The sequence below is a fragment of the Microbacterium sp. MAH-37 genome, from assembly GCF_009758255.1.
Taxonomy (GTDB): domain Bacteria; phylum Actinomycetota; class Actinomycetes; order Actinomycetales; family Microbacteriaceae; genus Microbacterium.
Genome location: NZ_WSEN01000007.1, coordinates 133,282 through 153,515, shown reverse-complemented (window position 1 = coordinate 153,515; position 20,234 = coordinate 133,282). Strand labels below are relative to the sequence as shown.

The window sequence follows — 20,234 nt, the reverse complement described above, 5'->3', positions numbered from 1 at the left end:
TCAACGACCGCCCAGACCCGCCATGGCGATGCCCTTGACCAGGTGCTTCTGCAGCGCGATCACGAGGATCGTGGTCGGGATCATCGAGATGATCGACGCCGCCATCTGCAGGTCCCAGCGCGTGCCGGTCAGACCCGAGAAGCTCGCGAGGCCGACGGGCAGCGTGCCGTGCGCGTTGTAGTCGACCGTGACGATCAGCGGCCAGAGGTAGCTGTTCCAGAACGACAGGAACGTGAAGACCGCGAGCACGGCGACCGTGGAGGTCGACAGCGGCAGGATGATGCGCAGGAACGTCCGCACCGCGCCGGCGCCGTCGACGCGGGCGGCCTCCTCCAGCTCGTACGGGATGCCGCGGAAGAACTGCCGCATCAGGAACGTGCCGAAGGCGGTGAAGGCGAAGGGGAAGATCAGCGCCTGGAACGTGTCGACCCAGCCGGCCCATTGCATCACCTGGAACATCGGGATGACGAGCACTTCGGCCGGCACCATCAGGGTGGCGAGGAACAGTACGAAGACGGCGTCCCTGCCCTTCCAGCGCAGGCGCCCGAACGCGTAGCCGGCGGTGGTGGAGACGACGAGCACCACCAGAGTGCCCGCGACCGAGACGAACAGCGAGTTGAAGATGTAGGTCCAGAACGGGCCGTACTCGAAGACCTCGGCGAAGTTCGACCAGCGCACCTCGGATCCGATGAGGCGGGGCGGCATGGCGAACATCTCGCCGTTCGGCTTGAGCGCCGAGAAGAAGGCGTAGATCAGCGGCAGCAGGAAGATGCCCGCCGCGATGTAGACCGCGATGTGCGCGAACACGAGCCGGACACGACCGGCGGTGCTCCGCGGCGGGCGGCTGCGGATGCGCTCCCCCTCGACGGCTCCGTCGTCGCCGGGGTCGCCGAGCACGAGGGGCTCCATGACGTCAGTGCTCATAGTGCACCCACTTCTTCTGCGCGCCGAACTGCAGCGCGGTGATGATGATGATCAGCGCGAACAGGATCCACGCGCCCGCTGCGGCGAGGCCGAGGTCCTGGAACTTGAAGCCCTGGTTGTAGATCCACATCACCAGGGGCATCGTGGCGTTGCCCGGACCGCCGCCGGTGAGCATCTGCGGCTGCACGAAAACCTGCAGCGACGTGATCATCGTCATGATCGTGGCGAAGAAGATCGCCGGGGAGATCATCGGGATCATCACGCTCCAGGTGAGGCGGAATCCGCGGGCGCCGTCGATGACCGCCGCCTCCATCACGCTCTCCGGGAGCTGCTCGAGCGCCGCCGAGAAGATCAGCATGTTGTAACCGATCCCCTGCCAGACGCTCATGACGACGACCATGATCATCGCCCAGTTCTTGTCGGCCAGGAAGTTCGGCAGCTCGACCCCGAACCAGGTCTGCGCCAGGCCGTTGAAGAGACCCTGCGGCTGCAGCAGCATCTTCCACACCAGCACGTTCGCCACCATGGGCGTCACGACGGGGATGAAGAACAGCACGCGCAGCGCGCCGCGCCCTCGGATCCGCGGCCCGAGGGCGAGCGCCATGAGCAGCGACAGGGCGATGCTGGCGGGGACGTACAGCAGCGTGAACACGATCGTGTTCCTCAGGGCAGGCAGGAAGTTCGGGTCCTGGAACAGCCTGGCGTAGTTCGCGCCGCCGTTGAAGGTGCGCTCGCCGAACGTCGGCCAGTCGAAGAAGCTCATCACGATGGACAAGACGACCGGCACGATCGTGAACAGGGCGAGGCCCACCAGGGCCGGGCTTGCGAAGCCCAGCGCCTGGCGCGCCTCGACCTTGGCGAGCGACCCGCGACGACGGCGAGGAGCGGTCGTGGTGGTCATCTCTGTGTACATCCCTTGGTGTTGTGCGAGGCTCAGTTGCCGAACTGCTGCTGCGCGGACTCGAGCACCGTCTTCATCGACTCCTGGCCGTTGTAGACGCTGACGAGCTCGGGCTGCACGTACGTGCCGACCTTGGCCCAGTTGTCGGAGACGTTCTGTCCCTCGACGTTCTTGAAGGCGGCTTCGAAGACCGACTTCACCTGGTCACGGTACGACTCGTCGAGCGACTCGAAGTACAGCGGCTGGCTCTCGGCGCGCGCCGGGTAGCTGCGGCCCGAGGAGGCGATGTAGTCCTGCGAGTCCTTGCTGAGCAGGGAGCCGAGCACCTTCAGCGCGCCCTCCTTGTTCTTGCAGGTCTCGGCGATGCCGTAGCCCGAGCCGAGCACGAGGCTGAGGTCGCCGTTGGCGCCGGTGGGCAGCGGAGCGAGGCCCGCCTTGAAGCCGGCGTCGTTCTGGAGGTAGCCGACGGCGTTCCAGGTGCCGTCGACCGCCATGGCGGCGTTCTCGCTGGTGAACTGGTTCTCGCCCCAGCCGCCTTCGGATGCGGAGGCCACGGGAGCCGCGACCTTCTGGTCGGTGACGAGGCCCGCGTACCACTCGGACGCCTCGAGGAAGCCGGGGTCGGTCAGCTGCAGCTCGCCGTCGGCGGAGACCGGCTGGGTGCCGGACTTCGCGATCGGGAGCGCCTGCCACTGGAAGTCGCCCATGCCGATGCCGAAGCCGTACTTGCCGCCGGTGGTGGCCTTCTTCGCGATGGACTCGAAGTCCTCGAAGGTCCAGTCGTTGGTCGGCAGCTCCGCGCCGGCGGCGGTGAGCTGGTCCTCGTTGTAATAGGCGACCATGGTCGACACGTCGAACGGCAGGCCGTACAGGTCGCCCTTGTTCTTCAGGATCTCGGTGGCGCCGGCTGCGAAGTCGCTCTCGGCGAGGCCTGCGGTCTTCAGGTCGGCGTCGGTGAGCTTCACGAAGCCGTCGGTGTAGCTGGCGAGCATGCCGGAGTTCATGCCGGTGACGCAGGCCATGTTGCCCGAGGCCATGTTGGTGGTGAGCTTCGTGAAGAAGTCACCCCACGGCGCCGTGCGCAGCTCGATCTTCAGGTCGGGATTCTGCTTCTTCGCGACATCGATCTGCGCCTTCAGCGCGGCGGTGTCGTCCTCGCTGCCCGCCCACATGTCGACGACGATCGTGTCGCCGTCCGCAGACCCGCCGTTGCTCGGGCCGTTGGAGCATCCGGCCATCGCCACGGCGACGCCGGCGACCGCGATCACGGCCCCCACGCGCTTGATCTTCATTGATTGCCTCCTAGCAGGGACACAGAGGTTATTTCGAGGGCCGAAACAACCTGGTTGTGTCTTGAACGAAGACACCGTGCCATACTTCGTACTACGACGCAAGCGGAACATCCGATGTCTACGGAGCAGCCGCGGCACCTCAGCGGACACCCAGGAGACAGCAATGCCGCCCTCAGACGACACCAACGGCCGCCGCATCGTCGAGCTCATCGCCAGCGGCGCGGCGCGATCACGCAGCGAGCTCGCGGCACAGCTCGGCGTCGCCCCCTCCACCGTGGGCATGCGCGTGCAGACGCTGCTCGACGCAGGCGTCCTCAGGGAGGCCGGCGACGGGACTTCGCGCGGTGGACGCCGCCCCCGCGTGCTCCAGCTCGCCGAAGCCGGCACGATCCTCACCGCCGACCTCGGCGGCGGTCACGCGCGCATCGGACGACACACGCTCGGCGGGGCTCTGGATCGGGTCGAGACCATCGCCGTCGATCTCACCGAAGGTCCGGAGGCGACGCTGGCGCGTGTCAGCGCCGTGTTCGACCGGTTCGGAGAGAACGCCTCCGTGCGAGCCATCGGGGTGGGGCTGCCGGGTCCGGTCGACATCGCGACAGGTTCGGTCGATCAGCCGTCACGGATGCCCGGATGGCCGGGATTCCGCGTCGGCGAGCACCTGCGTGCCCGGCACGGTGTGCCTGCGGCGGTCGACAACGACGCGAATCTGGCGGCGCTCGGCGAGCACACCTCGCAGTTCGGCGCGGAGAAGCACTCCATCACCGTCAAGGCGGGCACCGCGATCGGCAGCGGAATCATCGTGGACGGCAGCGTGCATCGCGGTGCCACCGGAGCCGCCGGGGACATCACCCACACGAGGATCGACAGCAGCGGCGACATCCCGTGCTCGTGCGGCAACACCGGCTGCCTGGAGACCGTGGCCAGCGGCGCCAGCCTCGTGCGGCAGATGCACGAACGCGGCTACGGCACGGTGCACACCACCGAGGACGTGCTCGCGCTCGCGAGGGACGCGCACCCGGATGCGACCACGCTCGTGCGCACGGCCGGGAACCACCTCGGGCAGGCGCTCTCCGGGGTGGTGAACTTCTTCAACCCGCACGCGGTGTTCCTCACCGGCAGCATGAGCGCGTCGGAGCCGTTCCTCGCCGCCGTGCGGAGCAGGGTCTACCAGGGCTGTCACCCGCTGGTCACGCAGACCCTGCGCATCGAGGCCGCCCGCACGGGTGCGGACGCGATCCTGCAGGGCGCCGCACGACTCGCGATGGACGGGCTCGAGCTCCGGACTCCGTGATCTTCAGTCGGTGAGGGTCAGTTCGATGACCGGGATCAGCACGTCTGGCCGCTGCACGGGCAGGTGCACCGTCAGCGTGCCCTCGGCCTGCCCGGCGGGCGTCATGTTCACCGCCTGCTGATCGGGGTCGATCACAGAGGTGCGCAGCCACGATCCGTCGTTCAGCAGCCGCGCGAAGCTCACGCGACCGCCGAGATCCGGCAGGTGGACGAAGCCCAGCGGCCACGAGAACAGGTGCAGATAGAGCCGGTTCCCGCGCCGCGTGTAGACGCCCTCGCGGGGTGGCACGACGTCGGCGTGACCGGCGCCGACGATCGCGTCGCGGTGCAGCCGCATCCATTCGCCGATCTCGGCGAGCGTCGCCTCGTCGCGCGGTGCGAGCTCGCCGCGCCCGTTGGGACCGACGTTGAGCAGCATGTTGCCGTCCATCGACACCGAGTCCGCCAGCATCTGCGTGAGCAGAGTCGCCGGCTTCTGGTCGTGGTTGTCGCGGTGGTACCCCCACGAGCCGTTCAGCGTCTGGCAGGCCTCCCACACCTGCGGCACGCCGTCGGAATCCACGAGCGGCGACGTCGGCTGGTACTGCTCAGGGGTGACGAGGTCACCGGGGATGCCGAGGCGGTCGTTGACGAGCATCTCCGGCTGCAGCTCACGGCACATCGCGAGCAGCGCCTCGGAACCCCAGTCATCCGGCCCCTTGCCCGCCCAGCCGTCCTGGCTCTCCGGGTAGTTGAAGTCGAAGAAGAGGTAGTCGACCGTGCCGTAGCGCGTCAGCAGCTCGCGCACCTGTGCATGCAGGTACGCGCGGTAGCGCGCCATGTCACGCCCCTCGTTGAGCGCGGCTCCGGCGTCGTCATCGCGGCGTGGGTGATTCCAGTCGACCGTGAAATCGGGGTGATGCCAGTCCAGCAGCGAGTGGTAGAACCCGACCCGCAGCCCCTCGGCGCGCACGGCGTCCACGAACTCCTGCACGATGTCGCGTCCGCAGGTCGTGACGGACGAGAAGTCGGTCTCGTCGCTGTTCCACAGGCAGAATCCGTCGTGGTGCTTGGTGGTCAGCACCACATATCCCATCCCGGTCTCCTTGGCGCGGCGCGCCAGCGCGCGGGCGTCGAAGAGGTCGGGGTCGAAGTGCTCCACGTAGGGGCGGTACTCGTCGTCCGTCAGACGCTCGTAGTTCTGAACCCACTCATGACGCGCCGCGACGCTGTACGCACCGAAGTGCACGAACATCCCGAACCGGGCCTCATCGAACCATTGCTGCCGCATGTGTCCATCCTGGCACAAACATCGGATGTCTGGCGACGAAGAAGCGGATGCCGCCCGAGGGCGACATCCGCTTCGTTCGGATCAGGAGGTCAGCGCGCGGCGCCGCCCTCGCCCCAGGCCGGAGGGCCGGCGACCGCAAAGCGGCCAGACCAGCACAGGGTCCCGGGGCTGCGTCGAGGTCAGCGCGCAGCGCTGCCCTCGACGTAGTCCTCGTCGGACTGCTTCCAGGCGAACAGGGCGCGCAGCTCCTTGCCGGTGGCCTCGATCGGGTGGCCCTGCTCCTTCTCACGGAGGGCGAGGAACTCGGCAGCGCCGTTGTCCTGGTCCTCGATGAAGCGCTTCGCGAAGGCGCCGGACTGGATGTCGGCCAGCACCTCGCCCATGCGGGCCTTCACGCCGGCGTCGATGATGCGCGGGCCGGAGACGTAGTCGCCGAACTCGGCGGTGTCGGAGATCGACCAGCGCTGCTTGGCGATGCCGCCCTCCCACATCAGGTCGACGATGAGCTTCAGCTCGTGCAGCACCTCGAAGTAGGCGATCTGCGGCTGGTAGCCCGCCTCCGTGAGGGTCTCGAAGCCGGCCTGGACCAGGTGGCTCATGCCACCGCACAGCACGGCCTGCTCACCGAACAGGTCGGTCTCGGTCTCCTCGGTGAAGGTCGTCTTGATGACGCCGGCACGGGTGCCGCCGATCGCCTTCGCGTACGAGAGGGCGACGTCCCAGGCCTGGCCGGACGCGTCGCGCTCGACGGCGATGATGTCCGGGATGCCACGGCCGGCGACGAACTCGCGACGCACGGTGTGTCCGGGGGCCTTCGGGGCGATCAGGATCACGTCGACGCCCTCGGGAGCGTCGATGTAGCCGAAACGGATGTTGAAGCCGTGCGCGAAGGCCAGCGTCTTGCCCGCGGTCAGCTTGTCCTTGATCGAGTCGGCGTAGATGCCGCGCTGGTGCTGGTCCGGCGCGAGGATCATGATGAGGTCGGCCCACTCGGCGGCATCCGCCACGGACTTGACCGGGAAGCCGGCCTCCTCAGCCTTGGCGATCGACTTCGAGCCCTCCTTGAGGGCGATCGCGACCTCGACGCCGGAGTCGCGAAGGTTCATCGCGTGCGCGTGACCCTGCGAGCCGTAGCCGACGATCGCGACCTTCTTGCTCTGGATGATCGACAGGTCGGCGTCAGCGTCGTAGAAGATCTCGGTGCTCACTTGTGTTTCTCCTTGATTGTGTACTTCGTCTCGCTCCGCTCGCTCAGCAACCGCCGGGCGAGCGAGTTCTTGGATGTCAGCCGCGCAGCACGCGTTCTGTGATGCTCTTGCCGCCGCGGCCGATGGCGACGAGGCCGGACTGCGCCAGCTCCTTCACGCCGAACGGCTCGAGCGCGCGGAGCAGTGCCTCGACCTTGCCCTTGTCACCGGTGACCTCGATCACCAGCGCGTCCGGCGCGTAGTCGACGACGGAGGCGCGGAACAGGTTCACGACCTCGAGGACGTTCGAGCGGGTGTTGTTGTCGGTGCGCACCTTGATCAGCATGTGGTGGCGCTGCACCGAGGCCGACTGCTCGAGCTCGACGATCTTGATCACGTTGATCAGCTTGTTCAGCTGCTTGGTGACCTGCTCGAGGGGCAGGTCCTCGACGTCCACCACGACGGTGATGCGCGAGACGCCGGGCACCTCGGTCACCCCCACCGCGAGGGATTCGATGTTGAAGCCGCGGCGGGCGAACAGCCCCGCGACGCGGGTCAGCAGACCGGGGCGGTCCTCGACGAGCAGGCTCAGCACGTGCTTCGACATGGTCAGTCCTCCTCGTCGAACGCCGGGGCGTGGTCACGGGCGTACTGGACGTAGCTGTTGCTGACGCCCTGCGGCACCATCGGCCACACCATCGCGTCGGCGCTCACCACGAAGTCGATCACCACCGGGCGATCGTTCGTCTCGAGAGCCGTCTGGATCGCGGCATCCACGTCCTCCTCCTTCTCGACCCGCAGGGCGAGGCAGCCGTAGGCCTCGGCGAGCTTCACGAAGTCGGGGATGCGGGCGGTGCCGTGGCCGGTGTTCAGGTCGGTGTTCGAGTGGCGGCCGTCGTAGAACAGCGTCTGCCACTGCCGCACCATGCCGAGCGACGAGTTGTTGATGATCGCGACCTTGATCGGGATGTTGTTGATGACGCAGGTGGCGAGCTCCTGGTTGGTCATCTGGAAGCATCCGTCGCCGTCGATCGACCACACCACGCGGTCGGGCTCGGCGACCTTGGCGCCCATCGCCGCCGGAACCGAGTAGCCCATGGTGCCGGCTCCGCCGGAGTTGAGCCAGGAGTTCGGGCGCTCGTACTTGATGAACTGCGCGGCCCACATCTGGTGCTGGCCGACGCCTGCGGCGTAGATCGCCTCGGGGCCGGTGAGCTCGCCGATCCGCTGGATCACGTACTGCGGCGACATGAGGCCGTCCTCGGGCTGCGAATAGCCGAGCGGGAACTCGGTGCGCAGGCCGTCGAGGTAGGACCACCACTCCTCGATGTCGGGCTTCGCGCCCGCCGTGATGCCGCGGTAGGCCGTGTCGAGGTCAACGAGGACCTCGCGCAGGTCGCCCACGATCGGAACGTCGGCGGTGCGGATCTTCGAGATCTCGGCCGGGTCGATGTCGACGTGCACGACCTTCGCGTTCGGGGCGAACAGCGACGCCTTGCCGGTGACGCGGTCGTCGAACCGCGCGCCGAGCGAGACGATGAGATCGGACTCCTGCAGCGCCAGCACGGCCGGAACCGTGCCGTGCATGCCCGGCATGCCCAGGTGCTGCTGGTGCGAGTCGGGGAAGGCGCCGCGCGCCATCAGCGTGGTCACGACCGGCGCGCCGGTCGACTCCGCCAGCGCGTACAGCTGCTCGGAGGCCTTGCCGCGGATCACGCCGCCGCCGACGTAGAGCACCGGCTTCTTGGACTCGGCCAGCAGTGCGGCCGCGGCCTGGATCTGCTTGCCGTGCGCCTTCGTCACCGGGCGGTAGCCGGGCAGATCCACCTTCGGCGGCCACACGAACGGCGCGACCTGCTGCTGGGCGTCCTTCGTGATGTCCACGAGCACCGGGCCGGGGCGACCGGTCGAGGCGATCTCGAACGCCGCGGCGATGGCACCGGGGATCTCGGTGGCGTCCTTCACGAGGAACGAATGCTTCGTCACCGGCATGGTGATGCCGACGATGTCGGCCTCCTGGAACGCGTCGGTGCCCATCAGGGTCGAGAAGACCTGTCCGGTGATCGCCACGATCGGGATCGAGTCCATGTAGGCGTCCGCGATCGCGGTCACGAGGTTGGTGGCCCCCGGGCCGGAGGTCGCGATGGTCACGCCCACCTTGCCGGATGCGGTGGCGTAGCCCTCTGCGGCGTGTCCGCCGCCCTGCTCGTGCCGGACGAGTACGTGGCGGACGCCCGTGGAGTCCATGAGCGGGTCGTACACGGGCATGATCGCGCCGCCGGGGATGCCGAAGACGTCGGTGACGCCGAGCTTCTCGAGCGAGCGGACGACGGCGTCGGCCCCGGAGATCTCCGGGGCTGCGGCAGGACGGGCGGGAGGCCGTGGCACGGCCGGGGCGGAGTCAGCAGTCATGTGTCATTCCTGATGTGATCTGGCGGAATCGTCGGGATGCCGGGAAACTCAACCGGTGGTGGCTCCTTCTGCAGCGGAGCGCACGAGTCGGGAGTACTTGGCGAGAACGCCTCGGGTGTAGCGCGGAGGAAGCGGCTCCCAGCCCTCACGGCGGGAGCTCAGCTCGGACTCGTCGACGAGTAGGTCGAGAGCACGAGCCGCGATATCGACCCGAATAAGATCACCATCGCGCACGAAGGCGATGGGACCAGCGTCCACCGCTTCGGGTGCTATGTGGCCGATGCACAGGCCGGTTGTGCCGCCTGAGAATCGTCCGTCTGTCAAGAGTAGTACATCTTTTCCGAGCCCCGCGCCCTTGATGGCCGCGGTGATGGCGAGCATCTCCCGCATGCCGGGGCCGCCCTTGGGTCCCTCGTAACGGATCACGATGACGGTGCCGGGCTCGATCGACCCCTCGGCGACGGCGTCCATCGCGGCCCGCTCGCGCTCGAACACGCGCGCCTTGCCCTCGAAGACGGCGGCGTCGAAGCCGGCGGTCTTCACGACGGCGCCCTCGGGTGCCAATGAGCCGTGCAGGATCGTCAGGCCACCGGTGGCGTGGATCGGGTTGTCGAAGGTGTGGATGACCTCACCGTCGATCGGCAGCGGGTCGAGCTCTGCGAGGTTCTCCGCGAGGGTCTTCCCGGTGACGGTGAGCGCGTCGCCGTGCAGCAGGCCCTCGTCGAGCATCGCCTTCATGATCACCGGGATGCCGCCGTGCCGATCGACGTCGTTCATGACGTACTTTCCGAAGGGCTTCATGTCGGCGACGTGCGGAACCCTGTCGCCGATCCGGTTGAAGTCGTGCAGGCTCAGCTCGACGTCGGCTTCGCGGGCGATCGCGAGCAGGTGCAGCACCACGTTGGTCGAGCCGCCGAGCGCCATCGCCAGGGCGATCGCGTTCTCGAACGCCTCCTTGGTGAGGATGTCGCGGGTCGTGATGCCCTGACGGAGCAGGTTGACGACAGCCTCACCGGAGCGATGCGCATAGTAGTCACGGCGGCGGTCCGCCGCCGGCGGGGCGGCGGAGCCGGGAAGGCTCAGACCGAGCGCCTCGGCGACCGACGCCATCGTGTTGGCGGTGTACATGCCGCCGCAGGCGCCTTCGCCGGGTGCGATCGCGCACTCGATGCGCTTCAGGTCCTCCTCGCTCATGAGGCCGGCGCGACAGGCGCCGACAGCCTCGAACGAGTCGATGATCGTGACGTCCTTCTCGGTGCCGTCGGAGAGCTTGACCCAGCCGGGCGCGATGGATCCCGCGTAGAGGAACACGCTGGACAGGTCGAGCCTGGCGCTGGCCATGAGCATCCCGGGGATCGACTTGTCACAACCGGCCAGGAGCACCGAGCCGTCCAGACGCTCCGCCATCATCACGGTCTCGACGGAGTCGGCGATGACCTCGCGCGAGACCAGCGAGAAGTGCATGCCCTCGTGGCCCATCGAGATGCCGTCCGAGACGGAGATGGTGCCGAACTGCAGCGGGTAGCCGCCGCCGGAGTGCACGCCCTCCTTCGCGCCCCGCGCGAGGCGGTCGAGGCTGAGGTTGCAGGGCGTGATCTCGTTCCAGCTGGACGCGATGCCGATCTGCGGCTTGTCCCAGTCGGCATCGCCCATGCCGACGGCGCGGAGCATGCCCCGGGAGGTGGTGGCCTCGATCCCGTCGGTGACGACCCTGCTGCGGGGCTTGATGTCGATCTCTGCAGTGGCGTCGGACGCGCCCTCGGGTGCTTCGTGGAAGGACATGACGGAAGTCTATTCCCGACCGGCGCGGCGCTCGTCCGCGACGACGCCGAGGAGGGCCGCCATCTGCTGCGGATTCTCCACCCGCAGCGCGGCCGCGCTCTCCCCCGCGCCGACCCGCACGCCCAGGTCGCCGGGCTCCAGCGAGCGCAGCGCGTCCTCGTCGGTGACGTCGTCTCCGGCGAACAGGACGGCGGTGGCACCGAACCGGGCTCGGAGCGTCGCGATCGCGGCGTCCTTGCCCTCCTGCCGCGAGGAGAACTCGAGGATGCGGCTGCCGGTGCGGCGCCGCCAATGCGGGGCGCGACGCGCCATCAGCTGGTCGACGGCGGAGAACGCCTGCGTCTCCACCGCGACGTCCGCCGATCGCCCGTGGACGCCGAGGCCGTAGGTCTTGCGCTCCAGCTCGACGCCCGGATACGCGGCGAGGAGCTCCTCGACATCCGTCCAGAGCTGTTCGCGCAGCTCGCGCTCCTCGGGCGGGTCGGCCGGCTCGGTCGCCCCGACCCCGGGGGTCCATTCCTGTGCGCCGTGCGAGCCCGCTAGCACCACCGGAGAGTCGTCGTCGTGCTCGGCGATGATCCGGAGGTGGTCGAGAGTGCGCCCGGAGACCAGGGCCACCAGCGTGTCCGGCAGCGCGGCCAGGCGCTCGACTGCGGCGGCCGCCTCGGGCACCGCGCGGGCGCTCATAGCGTCGGCGACCAGCTCGGACAGCGTGCCGTCGAAGTCCAGGGCGACGAGCAGCCGCGGCGTGCGGGCGACCGCCGCGAGCCCAGCATCCGCTGCTCCGGGGATCCAGGCGCGGGTCACGAGCGCGCCTTCTTGGCGCGCGCGTCGGCGAGCGCGTCGAGGAACGACGTGGACCACGCGTCCACGTCGTGCTCGAGCACGCGCTTGCGCAGAGAGCGCATCCGCCTGCCCTGCTCGGAGGGCGGCATCTCGATCGCCGTCATGATGGCCTCCTTGAGGCCCTCGATGTCGTGCGGGTTCACGCGCACGGCCTGCCGCAGCTCGTCGGCGGCGCCGGTGAACTCGCTGAGCACCAGCGCTCCCCTGTTGTCGAACCGGGTGGCGACGTACTCCTTGGCGACGAGGTTCATCCCGTCCCGCAGCGCGGTGACGAGCATGACGTCGGCAGCGAGGTAGAGCGCGACCATCTCCTCGCGCGGATACCCCTGGTGCAGGTAGCGGATCGCCGTATGCCCCGTCGTGTCGTAGTCTCCGTTGATACGCGCGACGGCGAGCTCGATCTCGTCGCGCAGCTGCATGTAGGCGTTGACGCGCTCCCTGCTGGGGCTGGCGACCTGCACGAAGGTGACGTCCTCGACCGAGAGACGACCCTGATCGAGCAGCTCACCGTACGCCTTGACCCGGTGCCGGATGCCCTTGGTGTAATCCAGCCGGTCCACACCCAGCAGGATGCGCTTCGGATGCCCGAGCTCCGCGCGGATCTCGGCGGCTCTGGCCCGGATGTCGGGGCGCTGGGCGAGTTCTCGGTAGGGCGTGGTGTCGATGGAGATCGGGAACGCCTTCACCAAGGGGGTGTGCCCGTCGGCCTTGTTGACCGTGGATGCCTTGACCTCGTGCCGCAGCCGACGACGGACGGCGGTGAGGAAGTTGGTGGCGTCCTGCGCGCGCTGGAAGCCGATCACGTCGGCGCCGAGCAGGCCGTGCAGCACCTGGTCACGCCACGGCAGTTGCGCGTACAGCCCGTGGGTCGGGAACGGGATGTGATGGAAGTATCCGATCGTGACGTCCGGCCGGAGTTCGCGGATCATCGCCGGAGCGAGTTGCAACTGGTAGTCGTGCACCCAGATCGTCCCGCCCTCGGCGCATGCGGCGGCTGCTGCCTCCGCGAACCGGCGGTTCACTCGCACGTAGGCGTCCCACCACTCGCGGTGATACTGCGGCGGTGCGATGACATCGTGGTAGAGCGGCCAGATCGTGTCGTTGGAGAAACCCTCGTAATAGTCCGCGATCTCCTCACCGCTCAGCGTGACCGGGATCAACCGGATGCCGTCTGCGGTGAACGGCTGGATCTCCAGGTCGGGCTGCCCGGCCCAGCCCACCCAGGCGCCGTCGACGCTGCGCATCATCGGCTCGAGCGCGGCCACGAGTCCGCCGGGCGACGTGCGCCAGCTCTCCTCGCCGTCAGGGGTGACGACCCTGTCCACGGGCAGCCTGTTGGCCACCACCACGAACTCCGCCTGTTCGCTGCGCGACACGGATCCTCCCGTCCTGTCGCCGACGACGGCGACCTCCCTTACAGGTCTACAGGCTATCGAGCGAGGCGGCGCGGTGAGTTCAGCACGTGGTTGGCGACGCCTGCGACGACCACGATGGCCGCGGCGAGGATCGGCAGGTACAGTGCGGCGGTCGTACCGGCGGTCTCGGCGAGCCGGCCGGTGACCGCCGCTCCGAGGGACTGTCCGACGATGATCGAGGAGCCGAGCATGGTCATGACCGTCGCCGAGCGGCCGGCCGGCGTGTGCGCGGCGCCGAAGCTGTACTGCGTCACCAGGGTCGGGCCGATGCCGATGCCCATCAGTCCCAGCGCCAGGCTCATGCTCGGCACATCGTGGACGACGAACAGCAGGAGGGTGCCCGCGAACAGGATCCCGGAGAACACCAGCCACCGGTTCCGCAGGCTGAAGCTCGGCGGCAGTAAGGCGACACCGAGGGCGAGCACGGCCGAGCCGACGCCCATCACGCCGTACAGGAGCCCGGCCTGCTCGGGGTGGCCGCGGTCCTCCATGAAGCTCGTCAGCGCCGTGAGCATGGTGCCGAAGAACAGTCCGACACCGAACATGCCCACGACGACCACCAGCAGTCGCGCCCGGAACAGCTCGCGCACGGGCGCCACGGCCGCGCCATCGGCCTTCCGCGCCGCGGAGATGTGCGCACCACTCGGATGCAGCGCGAACGCGCCGACGAACAGGACTGTGAGCGCCGCGCCGATCACCAGCGGTGCCCACGGTGCGATCAGCGAGGCGAGCACGCCGACGAGGAACGGTCCGAACACGAACACGGTCTCGTCCGCGGCGGACTCGTAGGCCATCGTCGAGCCGATCACCTTCGGCTGCCTCGAGCGCGGCATGTTCTCGGTGATCATGGTGACCAGTCGCGAGCGCGACATCGGCGCCACCTGCGGCGCGGTGGCGCCGATCGCGAAGGCGGCGAGCAGCATGACGGCGTCGGGTACGTCGCTGTATACCGCGAGGGTGAACAGCACGAGAGCCGCGGCGTTCGCGAGGGCGATGATCAGCAGCACCGGACGCTGCCCGAAGCGGTCGGCGGCGGCGCCCAGCAGCGGGCCGATGCAGGCGGTGCCGAGACCGACGGCGGCGGACGTGAGTCCGCCCAGCGAGATGGAGCCGCGGGCGGAGACAGCGAGCGTGAGCACGCCGACGACCATCATGGCGAACGGCAGCCGCGCGACGAACGCGATGAGGAAGTACGGGATGCCGGCCAGACGGATCAGGCTCGGTGACGAAGTGGTCTGTGTCATGGCTCTCGCGCGCCGGATCGGCGCGGGGTCGGGTGCCGCCGTTATCCGTCGGGGTGCCGACGGCCGGAAGATACACAGCTGGCGGATGCGTGGCATCCGTCGACCATTCTACCGGGCGCGTCCGATCCGGACCCGCTAGCGTGGATGCATGCGCTACCTGTTCAGCACCGGCCTGTTCGCCGCGATCTCCGCAGGGATCTCGCTGCTGCGCGGCACCCGCGATGCGCCGATCACGTGGCGGGCGCTGCTCGCCTGGGCGAGCTGGGCCATCACTCTCGCCTTCGCGATCGGCGCCGTCGTCGACATGCGCCGCGATGAGCGCGGCGTCGCCGTCGCGGTCGACTCCCCCATCGCCCCTGTCCAGGCGAAGAGGGCGAGGAAACAGGCGAAGCAGATCGAGAAGACCGCGAAGGCGACGAAGCGCTGAGAGTCAGCGCATGAGGATCAGCGCCTCGCCCTGACCGCCGCCGCCGCACAGGCCGACGGCGACCGTGCCGGAGCCGCGACGGACCAGTTCGTGCGCCATGTGCACGACGAGCCTGTTGCCGCTGGCGCCGATCGGGTGCCCGATCGCGATGCCTCCGCCGTGGATGTTCACGATGTCCTCGCTGAGGCCCAGTTCCTGTTGCGAGCGTGCGACCACTGCGCCGAAGGCCTCGTTGATCTCGACGATATCGAGATCCGCGGGTGTGATGCCCTGCTTCTCGCAGGCGCGCTCGATCGCGCGTGCCGGCTGCGCCTGCAGCGAGTTGTCCGGACCCGCGGTCTGTCCACTCGCGCCGACCACGGCGAGCACCTCCCAGCCCTTCGCCTCGGCGTTCTCGCGGGTGGTGAGGATCACCGACGATGCGCCGTCGGAGATCTGCGAGGAGTTTCCTGCAGTGATCGTGCCGCCCTCCACGAAGGCGGGACGCAGCGTCGCGAGCGTCTCCATTGTGGTCTCGGGGCGCACGCCCTCGTCGCGGGTCAGCACGACGGGGTCTCCCTTGCGCTGCGGCACCTCGACGGCGACGATCTCGGCGTCGAAGAGGCCGGCCTCAGCCGCCGCGGCGGCGCGCTGGTGCGAGAGCTCGGCGACCCGGTCCTGCGTCTGGCGAGTCTGCTCGTACCGAGGGTTCTGGCGCTCGGTGGATGCCCCCATGCTCTCCTTGTCGTAGACGTCGGTGAGGCCGTCGTACGCCATGTGGTCGAGCACCTCGACACTGCCGTAGGTCCAGCCGTCACGCGAGCCCATCAGCAGATGCGGCGCGCGCGTCATCGACTCCATGCCGGCCGTCACGACCGTGGTCGCGTCGCCGAGACGGATCATGCGCGCGGCGTCGATGATCGCCGTGAGGCCGGACAGGCAGACCTTGTTCACCGAGCTCGCCGGCACGTCCCAGCCGATCCCGGCGCCGATGGCGGCCTGGCGGGCGGGATTCTGCCCCGAGCCTGCCGGCAGCACCTGGCCGACGATCACGGCGTCGACCTCCGACGGGTCGATCCCGCCCTGCGCCAGTGCGCCCTTGATGGCGAGCGAGCCCAGCTGCGGCGCGGTGAAGCCCGCCAGCTGACCCTTGAGCCGCCCCTGCGGGGTGCGGGCGGCCGCGACGATGACGATGTCGCTCATGAGTTCTCCTCCAGTTCGCGCTTCTCGACCAGCGCAGTCGAGACGATCAGTTCGGGTTCGGTCGCGTCGATCACGTCCTGCACCGAGACGCCGGGCGCGGTCTCGACCAGCACCAGCCCCTCATCCGTGACGTCGATCACGGCGAGGTCGGTGATGATCCGGTGCACCACGCCGCGCCCGGTGAGCGGCAGTGAGCAGTCGTTGACGATCTTCGCGCTGCCGTCCTTGGCGACGTGCTCCATCAGCACGATCAGCCGGCCGGCGCCGTGCACGAGGTCCATCGCGCCGCCCGGTCCCTTGACCATCTTGCCCGGGATCATCCAGTTGGCGAGGTCGCCGCGGGCCGAGACCTGCATGGCGCCGAGGATCGCGGCGTCGATCTTGCCGCCGCGGATCATGCCGAAGCTCGTCGCGGAGTCGAAGTACGCCGCCCCCGGCAGCGTCGTGACGGTCTCCTTACCGGCGTTGATGAGGTCGGGGTCGACGTTCTCCTCGGTGGGGTACGGGCCGACGCCGAGGATGCCGTTCTCGGACTGCAGCACCACGGTGACACCCGCGGGCACGTAGTTGGGCACGAGCGTGGGCAAGCCGATGCCGAGGTTGACGTAGGCGCCGTCCTGCAGCTCCAGCGCTGCGCGGGCAGCCATCTCGTTGCGGGTGAGCGCCATGTCAGTTCGCCTCCGTGATCGTGCGCCGTTCGATGCGCTTCTCGATGCCGGTGCCGACCTCCACGACGCGATGCACGTAGATGCCGGGCAGGTGGATGCAGTCGGGGTCGAGCTCGCCGGGTTCGACCAGTTCTTCGACCTGCGCGATGCAGATGCGCCCCGCCTGCGCCGCGAGCGGGTTGAAGTTGCGCGCGGCCTTGTTGAAGATCAGGTTCCCGTGCCGGTCACCGCGCCAGGCATGGACGAGGGCGAAGTCGGTGGCGATCGACTCCTCGAGCACGTAGTCATGCGGAGTGCCACCGAGCGAGAAGCTGCGCACCTCCTTCACTGGGGACTCGACCGCGACGCCGCCGGTGCCGTCGTAGCGGCGCGGCAGGCCTCCCTCGGCCACCTGCGTGCCGACGCCGGTCTGCGTGAAGAACGCGGCGATGCCGGCGCCGCCGGCGCGCAGCTTCTCTGCGAGCGTGCCCTGCGGGGTGAGCTCGAGTTCCAGTTCGCCGGAGAGGAACTGCCGTTCGAACTCCTTGTTCTCGCCGACATACGACGAGGTCATCTTGCGGATGCGCTGCGCGCCGAGCAGGATGCCGAGCCCCCAGTCGTCCACGCCGCAGTTGTTGCTGACGATGCTGAGGTCGCTCGTGCCCTGCGCGTGCAGAGCCTCGATGAGCTTCATCGGGTTGCCGGACAGGCCGAATCCGCCGACAGCCAGCGACGCTCCGTCGGGGATGTCTGCGACCGCCTCCGTGGCAGATGCCCATTGCTTGTCGATCACGCGTCACTCCTTCGTGATGGGGTACTCCTCCAGCATCCGCCTCCGCCCGAGGCTCCGGCAAACGGATGCTTGCGATGTGGTCGCGGTGCCGACTAGCGTCCACATTATGGAATCGTCTTCGACGGCCAGACGCACGGTGCCGGGCGCACAGGCGGTCGCGCGCGCGTCGCGCCTGCTGCGGCTGGTCACCGCCGCGGCGGACGGCGCCTCGCTGCAGACGCTCGCCCGTGACGCAGAGCTCAGCCGGTCGACCGCGCACCGACTGCTGACCGCGCTGCAGGTGGAGGGCCTGGTCGACCAGGATCGTGCCACCGCCCTGTGGATGCCGGGACCCGAGCTGTATCTGATGGGCACCGTCGCCGCAGCGCGCTACGACGTGACCGAACTCGCACGCGACATCGTGCGGTCTCTGGCGGTCAAGACCGAAGAGAGTGCCTTCCTCTCCGTGCGACGCGCGGACGAGACCGTCTGTCTGCTGCGCGAGGAGGGGTCGTTTCCGATCCGCTCTTTCGTGCTCAGCGAGGGCGTGCGGTTCCCGCTCGGCGTCGCCAGCGCCGGCCTCGCCATCCTCTCGTTCCTCCCTGACCACGATGTGGATGCCTATCTCGACCGGCATCCGGAGCTGCCGGAACGATGGGGGCGCACGCATGCGCAGCGTCCGTTGCGCACCCGGCTGGCCGAGACGAAGGCGCGGGGCTACTCCGTGAACCCCGGCCTGATCGTGGAGGGCTCCTGGGGCATGGGCGCCGCGGTCTTCGACCGCGACGGCCGCCCGGAGTGGGCGCTCAGCCTCACCGGCGTCGAGTTCCGGTTCGGACCGGACCGGCTCCCCCAGCTCGGCCGCACCCTGCTCGCACACGCGCACCAGCTCTCCTCACGGATCGCGGGCTCGCGGCGCCCCTGATACATACCAGGCGGTATATACTCTTTGGTATGGATCGCGACGAGATCATCCCCACGCTGGTGCTGTCGTCGTACGCGCTCGGGCGGATCGCCGCCCAGGAAGCGCGAAACGACGCACCGGCCGCCCAATGGCGCGTGCTCAGCCTGCTCGAGGAGTCCCCGGCGCAGCGCGTCGGTGCACTCGCGGCCGCCGCGCGCACCACGCAGCCCGGGATGACCCGGCTGATCGGCGACCTGGAGCGCGCGGGACTCGTCGCACGGACACCCGACCCGGAGGACTCGCGCGCCACGCTCGTGACGATCACCGGCGAGGGACGACGGGTGATGCACGCCTGGCGGACCGATTTCCGCGCCACGCTCGCCCCGCGCTTCGCCGGGCTGGACGACGCGGACTGGGCGGCCCTCGCCCGTGCGGCGCAGATCCTGCACGACCACAGCCGAGAGACAGGAGACGCAGTATGAGCACGACGACGGGATCGGTCTGGAAACAGCCCGCGCAGGTGTGGGCGGTGGCGTTCGCCTGCGTCGTGGCGTTCATGGGCATCGGCCTGGTCGACCCGATCCTGCCGGCCATCGCCGAGTCGCTGAAGGCGACGCCGGTCGAGACCGAACTGCTCTTCACCAGTTACCTGCTCGTCACCGGTCTTGCGATGCTCATCACCAGCTGGGTGTCCAGCCGCATCGGCGCCAAGGCCACGCTGCTCACCGGACTCGGCCTCATCGTCGTCTTCGCGCTCCTCTGCGCGACCAGCGGCAGCGTCGAGGCCGTGATCGGATTCCGCGCCGGCTGGGGCCTCGGCAACGCCCTGTTCATCTCCACCGCCCTCGCGACCATCGTGGGCGCGGCATCCGGCGGCAGCGCCGCGGCCATCGTCCTCTACGAGGCCGCACTGGGCCTGGGCATCGCGGTCGGCCCGCTGCTGGGTGGCCTGCTCGGCGAGGTCAGCTGGCGCGGTCCGTTCTTCGGCGTCGTCGTGCTGATGGCCATCGGCTTCATCGCCGTGCTCACCCTGGTGCGCGGCAAGGGCGAGAAGCGCGAGCCGGTGCCGTTCTCGGCACCGTTCACCGCCCTCGGCCGGCCGGCCCTCGCGATCCTCGCCGTGACCGCGCTGTTCTACAACATCGGCTTCTTCGTGCTGCTGGCGTTCTCGCCGTTCCCGCTCGGCTTCGGCGCGATGGGCATCGGCTTCACGTTCTTCGGCTGGGGCGTCGCCCTCGCGATCACCAGCGTCTGGGTCGCGCCGGTGCTGATGCGCCGGATGCGCCGCACCACGATCATCCTCACCGTGCTGCCGCTGCTGGCGATCGACCTGGTCGTCGCCGGCCTGGTCGTGGCCGACGCGATGTGGCTCGTCGCCTGCATCATCGTCGGCGGTCTGCTGCTCGGCATCATGAACACCGTGCTCACCGAGGCCGTCATGGAGGCGACGGATCTGCCGCGCTCGGTGGCGTCCTCGTCGTACTCGGCCGTGCGGTTCCTCGGCGGCGCCGCCGCCCCGCCGATCGCCGCGCTGCTGTGGCACCACTACAACGCCACCGTGCCGTACCTGTTCGCCGCGGCCTCGGTGCTGATCGCGGCCCTCACGGTGCTGCTCGGTCGCAAGGTGCTCTCGCACATCGACGATGAGAGCGAAGGCCCGGGCGAGGACGCTGAGGCTATCCTCGTGGGGGATGCGGCCTGATCCGCCGCTCCCCCCGATCCGAGGAGACGATGAC

The 20,234-nt window shown here is 68.9% G+C and carries 19 protein-coding genes; 5 read left to right on the top strand and 14 right to left on the bottom strand.

Annotation, left to right across the window (positions count from 1 at the left end; all coding sequences use genetic code 11):
- Genes GON06_RS08845 through GON06_RS08835 form a run of 3 tightly spaced genes read right to left on the bottom strand, consistent with a single transcriptional unit; the run spans position 1 to position 3,117 of the window.
- Positions 1–924: a carbohydrate ABC transporter permease gene (locus GON06_RS08845; protein ID WP_232528369.1), complete on the bottom strand. Its 924-nt coding sequence runs from the start codon at positions 922–924 to the stop codon at positions 1–3.
- On the bottom strand, positions 914–1,825 hold the full coding sequence (locus GON06_RS08840) for a carbohydrate ABC transporter permease (RefSeq protein WP_157311944.1): 912 nt from the start codon (positions 1,823–1,825) through the stop codon (positions 914–916). The genes GON06_RS08845 and GON06_RS08840 overlap by 11 nt, the downstream gene beginning before the upstream one ends.
- 32 nt (positions 1,826–1,857) lie before the next feature.
- Positions 1,858–3,117 (bottom strand): ABC transporter substrate-binding protein, encoded by a 1,260-nt coding sequence (locus GON06_RS08835; RefSeq protein WP_157311943.1) that lies wholly within the window; start codon positions 3,115–3,117, stop codon positions 1,858–1,860.
- A 163-nt stretch (positions 3,118–3,280) separates the two neighbouring features.
- Here GON06_RS08835 and GON06_RS08830 point away from each other — a divergent pair, with 163 nt between their 5' ends.
- Positions 3,281–4,411, top strand: coding sequence for an ROK family transcriptional regulator (locus GON06_RS08830; protein WP_157311942.1), 1,131 nt, complete (start codon positions 3,281–3,283; stop codon positions 4,409–4,411).
- Between the two features lie 3 nt (positions 4,412–4,414).
- Here the strand turns inward: GON06_RS08830 and GON06_RS08825 are convergent, their stop codons facing one another.
- The 8 genes from GON06_RS08825 to GON06_RS08790 form a co-directional block, all read right to left on the bottom strand.
- Positions 4,415–5,680 (bottom strand): alpha-L-fucosidase, encoded by a 1,266-nt coding sequence (locus tag GON06_RS08825; protein ID WP_157311941.1) that lies wholly within the window; start codon positions 5,678–5,680, stop codon positions 4,415–4,417.
- 179 nt (positions 5,681–5,859) lie between these two features.
- Positions 5,860–6,888, bottom strand: a complete 1,029-nt coding sequence (gene ilvC, locus GON06_RS08820; protein WP_332837314.1) for a ketol-acid reductoisomerase — start codon at positions 6,886–6,888, stop codon at positions 5,860–5,862.
- A 76-nt stretch (positions 6,889–6,964) separates the two neighbouring features.
- Positions 6,965–7,474 carry an acetolactate synthase small subunit gene (gene ilvN, locus GON06_RS08815; protein WP_157311940.1) on the bottom strand — a complete coding sequence of 170 codons (510 nt, stop codon included), beginning with the start codon at positions 7,472–7,474 and terminating at the stop codon, positions 6,965–6,967.
- Between the two features lie 2 nt (positions 7,475–7,476).
- Positions 7,477–9,279, bottom strand: a complete 1,803-nt coding sequence (locus GON06_RS08810; protein ID WP_157311939.1) for an acetolactate synthase large subunit — start codon at positions 9,277–9,279, stop codon at positions 7,477–7,479.
- Between the two features lie 48 nt (positions 9,280–9,327).
- Positions 9,328–11,061, bottom strand: a complete 1,734-nt coding sequence (gene ilvD / locus GON06_RS08805) for a dihydroxy-acid dehydratase (protein WP_157311938.1) — start codon at positions 11,059–11,061, stop codon at positions 9,328–9,330.
- A gap of 9 nt (positions 11,062–11,070) precedes the next feature.
- Entirely contained in the window at positions 11,071–11,868 is a 798-nt protein-coding gene (otsB, locus tag GON06_RS08800) for a trehalose-phosphatase (RefSeq protein WP_332837312.1), read from the bottom strand.
- Positions 11,865–13,283: an alpha,alpha-trehalose-phosphate synthase (UDP-forming) gene (locus GON06_RS08795; RefSeq protein ID WP_332837311.1), complete on the bottom strand. Its 1,419-nt coding sequence runs from the start codon at positions 13,281–13,283 to the stop codon at positions 11,865–11,867. The genes otsB and GON06_RS08795 overlap by 4 nt, the downstream gene beginning before the upstream one ends.
- A gap of 53 nt (positions 13,284–13,336) precedes the next feature.
- Entirely contained in the window at positions 13,337–14,566 is a 1,230-nt protein-coding gene (locus GON06_RS08790) for an MFS transporter (RefSeq protein ID WP_157311937.1), read from the bottom strand.
- Positions 14,567–14,714: 148 nt separating this feature from the next.
- Between GON06_RS08790 and GON06_RS08785 the strand changes: the two genes are divergently transcribed.
- A complete protein-coding gene (locus GON06_RS08785; protein ID WP_157311936.1) occupies positions 14,715–14,993 on the top strand; it encodes a hypothetical protein in 279 nt (92 codons plus the stop codon).
- 3 nt (positions 14,994–14,996) lie between these two features.
- Here GON06_RS08785 and GON06_RS08780 read toward each other — a convergent pair whose 3' ends face one another.
- The 3 genes from GON06_RS08780 to GON06_RS08770 are packed head-to-tail and all read right to left on the bottom strand — an operon-like array spanning position 14,997 to position 17,615.
- Positions 14,997–16,175, bottom strand: coding sequence for an acetyl-CoA C-acetyltransferase (locus GON06_RS08780; protein WP_157311935.1), 1,179 nt, complete (start codon positions 16,173–16,175; stop codon positions 14,997–14,999).
- On the bottom strand, positions 16,172–16,843 hold the full coding sequence (locus GON06_RS08775; RefSeq protein ID WP_198346662.1) for a CoA transferase subunit B: 672 nt from the start codon (positions 16,841–16,843) through the stop codon (positions 16,172–16,174). The genes GON06_RS08780 and GON06_RS08775 overlap by 4 nt, the downstream gene beginning before the upstream one ends.
- Before the next feature lies 1 nt (position 16,844).
- Complete coding sequence (locus tag GON06_RS08770; protein WP_332837310.1) at positions 16,845–17,615, bottom strand: CoA transferase subunit A; 771 nt, start codon at positions 17,613–17,615, stop codon at positions 16,845–16,847.
- A gap of 106 nt (positions 17,616–17,721) precedes the next feature.
- On the opposite strand from GON06_RS08770, the gene GON06_RS08765 reads away from it, so the two are divergent.
- From GON06_RS08765 to GON06_RS08755, 3 genes are read left to right on the top strand one after another with little or no spacing between them, the layout of a single operon-like run.
- On the top strand, positions 17,722–18,519 hold the full coding sequence (locus GON06_RS08765; protein ID WP_157311934.1) for an IclR family transcriptional regulator: 798 nt from the start codon (positions 17,722–17,724) through the stop codon (positions 18,517–18,519).
- A gap of 29 nt (positions 18,520–18,548) precedes the next feature.
- Positions 18,549–18,980, top strand: coding sequence for a MarR family winged helix-turn-helix transcriptional regulator (locus GON06_RS08760; RefSeq protein WP_157311933.1), 432 nt, complete (start codon positions 18,549–18,551; stop codon positions 18,978–18,980).
- Positions 18,977–20,200 (top strand): MFS transporter, encoded by a 1,224-nt coding sequence (locus GON06_RS08755; protein WP_157311932.1) that lies wholly within the window; start codon positions 18,977–18,979, stop codon positions 20,198–20,200. Before GON06_RS08760 ends, GON06_RS08755 begins: the two co-directional genes overlap by 4 nt.
- Positions 20,201–20,234: the final 34 nt, after the last annotated feature.